We start from the raw sequence: 3,844 nt of genomic DNA on the forward strand, positions 1-3,844 counted from the left end.
GGTCCATGCTGGCCCGGCTCAAAGCCGCCCACGCGTTCGTTGCGTCGCTTGTGGTCGAAGATGCGATCTATGCGCCGATCTTCACGCGGCTAGAGGCGGAAATCGCGGCCGAAGAGGCGAGGGGAGACCCCATCGCCCGGGCGCGGGCAATCGTCGCTGCTCAAAGGGCGAAGCTCTGAAGGATGTCGCGCTTGTGCGCCAACGTCGCGCCTTCGCCGTAGCGTTCCCTGCCCAGCGCATGGCCGAACAGGTCGCGCCGGATACGCTCATCTACCTTGGCGGCAATCATCCGGTCTTCAAAAGAATGCCGCAGGCTGTAGAGAACATGTTCCGGTGTCTCTAACAGGTCGTGTTCCCGAAGGTACTTGTTCACCGTGTCGCTGATCTTGTCCTTGAAACGATAGGTCGGAAAGCCTTGCGGGCAGTGCTTGAAGGCTTCGAGCGACACGCCTACCAGCGGAATGACACGCTCGCTCACCTTGTTCTTTAGCTGCCGGCCTTCCGGCTCAATGCTGATATATGGCACGTCAACATCCAGGCGGATGTGGTGCGGCATGAGCCCGGCCGCTTCGCCGGGGCGATAGCCGGTGTTGATCATGCCAAGCAGGATGCACCGGGCTTCCGTGTTCAAGCTGTCCAGCGCGCCGGGGGCAAGCAGCTTGGTCTTGATCCAGTCGACCGAGAAAGGCGGGCGGGTCCGCTCCTTGTCGGCTTTGAAGGTGAGGCCGTCCAGCGGCAGGACCAGCCCTAGCCGCTTCATCTTGACCACGGTGCGAAGGATATTGCCGATGTGCTGGAAATCCTTGTTAGCAGTGTCGGGCTTGGCATCGCCGGCCGCTATCCGCTCCATCCATGTTTCGCGGAAGTCGAGCATGTCGTCTCCGGTGATCTCTGAAAGCTCCTTGTCGCCGATCTCTTCAATCAAGTTGGCGATGGCACGTTTGCGGGGGTGCTCCCAGCGGCGAAGCTGATCCTCGCTCTTGCCTATCGTGTCCTGCTTGGCAAAGCCCCAATACAACTCCAGTGCCTTGCTGATTTTGATCCCCGGTTCGGGAGCGCCGCCCAGCACGGCGCGCGCCTCGATCTTGGCAGCATCGCCATTGAGCTTCAGGGCGGACTCGACACGTTCGAGCAGCTTTTCGCGGGGGAGTTGGGCGATGCGATCAGCGGGCAGGTAGTTGTAGCCGCGCACGGCGGCCAGTTCCTTCGCCGCTGCAAACCGTCGCTCGGCATCGTCGGTTGCGCCGGCAAGGGTAGCTTCCCAGCCCTCGACCATATGCGCCCATGCGGTTGGAGCCTTCTGTCGCGCAACCGTTTCGGAGTCCGTGTGAAGGCTGATCCAGATTTGAGTGCGCGGCTCGATTGCAGCATAGCGCTTAGGCACTCGGCGGACGATGTGGAAGGTCTTATTGCGGCGCTTGACGTTCATACCGCTACCATGCGCGCTGCGCCTGTGTATGGCAATATGTGCAGCAGGATGTTTAGCAAAATTCCGCGTGCCGATTGATCACCTGACGCTGTCGGCGCGGATTATTCAATTAAACCAAAGCGTTGGAAAGTCTGGCAATGCGCTGAAAGCACAGAAATTGGCTCCCCGGGCCGGATTCGAACCAGCGACCAACCGGTTAACAGCCGGTTGCTCTACCACTGAGCTACCGGGGAACGGAGGCTCTTATGTGAGTGGCGCAGCCTATAGCTGCCCTTTTCGGCTTTGCAAAGAAGCTTTTCACATTTTTCCGAGGCTTTTTCGCATAGGCCTTTCTCGCAATCGTCGAAGGATGCCCTCATATTAGCCGTCTTGGCAGGGATATGGAACCGAAAGCGCGGCGGCGGCTTTGGTTTGAGCATGCTTGCGAACGATCGAAACGGGTCAATCTTTCGAGACGATGACAGCACAAGACAACCAGATGCCGGCGCGCAAAATCTCTGTTTTCGGGCGCGAGTTCAAAATGCCGCGCTCGCGCGGGCTCAGAATCACGATCGGCATCCTGCTGACCATCGGTGGCATCCTCGGTTTCCTGCCGATCCTCGGCTTCTGGATGGTTCCGCTCGGATTGCTGGTGCTGTCCTATGAATTCGCCATGGTCCGCCGTCACCGGCGTCGCTTTGTCGTCTGGTGGGAACGGCGTCGCCGGCCCGATTGACCGCCGATAGCGCAAGGTGGTGTTTCAGTGGGCGGCCTGCTCTTCCAGTGCCTCACGGATCTGCTTGAGAACAGCCGCGGCCGAGGCAAGCCTTGCCCTGTCATGCGGCGACAGGATGCGTTTCTTCTCCCATCAGGCTATGCTTAACTGTCCGCTAATAAAGCGGTCCGATGATTTGCCGGACGCCGTCCGGACTGACGCGAGGAAACCGTTCGGAATGCAAGGTGGCCGCTTGACGGCATTTTCGCCGCAACCTATTGGAACCGGGTGGAACGCCGGGAGCAATGAGGCCTCGTGGCGGAGTGGTTACGCAGAGGACTGCAAATCCTTGCACCCCGGTTCGATTCCGGGCGAGGCCTCCAATGCCCGGGCCCCCGCGCGGCAGCGCAGGGGCCTGAAGTTCCTGACACAATGGACCGCGGTTCTGGCGCGGCAAGCGGACTGGTTGGGACATGAGCGCTGATTTCTCCGAACTACGCGTCAAGATGGTCGACGGCCAGGTCCGCACCACAGATGTGACCAGCGCGCCGCTACTCGATGCAATGCTTGTCGTCCCAAGAGAGATGTTTGTCGGCGCCGCCCAGCGCGATCTCGCCTATATCGACGAGGACATCCGCATTGCAGCCGGCGCGGACGGTTCGCGCTACCTGATGGAAGCGTCGCCGTTGGCCAAGCTTATCCAGCTGGCCGAGATCAACCCGACCGATTCGGTGCTCGATGTCGGTTGCGGAACGGGCTACGCCTCGGCCATCCTGTCGCGGCTGGCCGGGTCCGTAGTGGCGCTCGAAAACGATTCGGCGCTGGCGGAAACCGCCAGATCGACGCTTTCGTCGCTTGGCTGCGGCAATGTGACCGTCGTCCAGGGCGCGTTGCCGCAGGGGCATGCCGCCAAGGCGCCTTATGATGTTATCTTTATCGGTGGCAGTGTCGCGGAAGTGCCGGCCCCGTTGCTCGACCAGCTTGCCGAAGGCGGCCGACTCGTCGCCGTCGAAGGGCAGGGCAATTCCGGCGTGGCCCGTCTCTTTTTCAAGGCCGGGGGGGTTGTAACCGGAAGACGTGCATTTAATGCGGCAATTAAGCCACTACCGGGGTTTGAACGCATTCGTGCTTTCGAATTCTGAATGATTTGGCCTTGCAGCAGAGGCTTTGTCATGGTCGCTTGCATTTGAACGATCGCTGCTGATGCCAAACTGGGGGCACTTTGGGGGTGAGCAGCAGGGAACACGAACACGCGGCGCCGGCTGATCTATGAGAGAAGCAGGCGCGGCGCGGTTCCCATGGAAAACGAATGAGGGTTTAACCGTGCCGTCTTTACGCAAGTCACTTTTCACCGCCGTCCTCGTTTCGGCGACCATGCTGTCCCCACTGGCCGCTTCAGCCGAAACCATCTCCGGCGCGCTTGCAAAGGCCTACCAGTACAATTCTTCACTGAATTCGGCCCGTGCCGGCGTTCGCGTCACCGACGAGGGTGTCGCCATCGCCAAGTCGGGCTACCGCCCGGTTGTCACCGGCTCGGCGGATATCGATTATTCGAGCAGCCATCTCAACGGCACCAATTCAAGCGTGCGGCTGACCACCGGCAATTTTGGCGTTCAGATCAACCAGACGCTGTTCGACGGCTTTCAGACCAGGAACAATGTCGCTGCCGCCGAAGCGCAGGTCCGGGCCTCGGTCGAAAGCCTGCGCAACACTGAAGAGGG

General features: G+C 60.5%; 4 protein-coding genes and 2 tRNA genes. 4 read left to right on the plus strand and 2 right to left on the minus strand.

Annotation, left to right across the window (positions count from 1 at the left end; translation table 11 throughout):
• Positions 1-160 precede the first annotated feature (160 nt).
• The gene (locus EN969_RS20730) at positions 161-1,429 is read right to left on the minus strand and encodes a DUF6538 domain-containing protein (protein WP_063168122.1); all 1,269 of its coding nucleotides are present in this window, start codon (positions 1,427-1,429) and stop codon (positions 161-163) included.
• A gap of 158 nt (positions 1,430-1,587) precedes the next feature.
• Positions 1,588-1,662 (minus strand) — tRNA-Asn (locus tag EN969_RS20735).
• 224 nt (positions 1,663-1,886) lie between these two features.
• Between EN969_RS20735 and EN969_RS20740 the strand changes: the two genes are divergently transcribed.
• The 4 genes from EN969_RS20740 to EN969_RS20755 form a co-directional block, all read left to right on the plus strand.
• The gene (locus EN969_RS20740; protein ID WP_024503836.1) at positions 1,887-2,144 is read left to right on the plus strand and encodes a hypothetical protein; all 258 of its coding nucleotides are present in this window, start codon (positions 1,887-1,889) and stop codon (positions 2,142-2,144) included.
• Between the two features lie 288 nt (positions 2,145-2,432).
• A tRNA-Cys gene (locus EN969_RS20745) sits at positions 2,433-2,506 on the plus strand.
• Positions 2,507-2,596: 90 nt separating this feature from the next.
• Positions 2,597-3,265, plus strand: a complete 669-nt coding sequence (locus EN969_RS20750; RefSeq protein ID WP_024503837.1) for a protein-L-isoaspartate O-methyltransferase — start codon at positions 2,597-2,599, stop codon at positions 3,263-3,265.
• A gap of 181 nt (positions 3,266-3,446) precedes the next feature.
• A partial coding sequence (locus EN969_RS20755) for a TolC family protein (protein ID WP_164758385.1) occupies positions 3,447-3,844 on the plus strand: 398 nt, incomplete at its 3' end.

It is taken from the genome of Mesorhizobium sp. M7A.F.Ca.CA.003.01.2.1, assembly GCF_003998945.1.
In the GTDB taxonomy this organism is placed as follows: Bacteria; Pseudomonadota; Alphaproteobacteria; order Rhizobiales; family Rhizobiaceae; genus Mesorhizobium; species Mesorhizobium ciceri.